Consider the following 1,443-nt stretch of genomic DNA (forward strand, 5'->3'; position numbering starts at 1 on the left):
AATGCCCTGAGAAACAAACAGGTACAACTGGGCGGTGATGATGGTACTGGCGGCAGGATCGGGCAACTGTTTCGTGATCAGGCCCGTCTGGAATATCAGATTGAAATCCGGGAAGTATCCATGGCGACAAGGACCGAAGCTCTGAGGGCTGCCAGGCAAGCTGTTGTGAATGATGACAGCCCCTTCCAGTACTCGCCAAAACAAGCAGAAGTTCTGGACGCTATCCACAAATTCACGCAGCAGCATTCTCTCAAAAAACAAGCTCTGGAAGCCTCACTGGGTCTGGCAGAATTAGCAACAGAAAGCGGTAAGTTTATACAGGACTCTAACTTTTTCGATTTTGACGATGAATTCGCACCGGTCCGCCTGCGGGCATTGACAGGAGATGGTCTGGCGTTTGATCAGGCCAGTCGGATCGTGGAAGTCTTCAGGAACCTGAAGACGACCTTCCCGGACCTCCCTTCCGAGCCTATAGAACATCAGCCTCTGAATGTATTGCAAACTATCGATAAGCTGAAAATAATGGCCAGAAATGAGCTGAAAACGGGGGCTCAACAATACGACGACGAAATACACGGCATGGGTGCAGCAGCCATTCACCACATCGAGCATGAACCAGGGAATCTGAAAAGCTTCTCAGACTACTTCGCTACCCATTCTGCCAGTGCTAAAAAGATTATCGCTCTGCTGCGCGAAGGTCTGATCAGCAAGATTGAACTTGAGCACTACATGAAGTCCTTCAGAGGTATCAACGATTATCAGACAGTGGATGAATTTGAACACTTCCTTGGTTATAAACATGGCATCAAGCTGCCTGAGTTCAAGAAGGTCGTCCAGATGCTGTCCGACGAGGGTATTAAGGAATTCATGCAGAGTGCCTTTAATCCTGTGACCTTGACCACCACCAACCCCGCGGGTATGAAAGAGTCTGTTGCCGGCATGAAAGACTACGCCGCTGCGATCATCGCCAACTACGTTCTTGACGATATTGCCTTTGAAAATGGCCGCAGAACGGCAGCATTCCTGACCCATGTTCAGGACACCCTGACACCTTATGCCAATGCCGCAGGCCTGTCTGAATCAGAGCTGATCCAGGCGATCCATGACACATTAATGCAGGCTCATGCCGCAGCGGTTGAGCAACAGCTCAATGATTACTGGGCCAAGCCTTTAGCCTCCCTGATACAGGCGGTCACCTGGTACTTCACCAACTACCGACCTCTGCTGGTGGCCCATACTGCCCCGGAGGCTGCCAAATTGTCCTTCTCAAACATGGCCTTCCTCTATCTTCTGGATCTGACCAACAGGGGCGATTACAGCCACAGAATGCTCACACCTTTCCAGCACTGGCTGGAACGCTACGGTGTTGATCCTGACCGAACCGGCCGATATGCCTACCACAGCGGCATTGAACAAGTCTCTGAAGTGGGCGGGCTGGCTATG

The 1,443-nt window shown here is 51.2% G+C and carries 1 protein-coding gene; it reads left to right on the forward strand.

The genetic code is table 11. The features are described 5' to 3' along the window. The coding region (locus KDK16_RS08935) for a hypothetical protein (RefSeq protein ID WP_257254813.1) at positions 1–1,443 on the forward strand (1,443 nt) is incomplete at both ends.

It is taken from the genome of Endozoicomonas sp. SESOKO4, assembly GCF_024606275.1.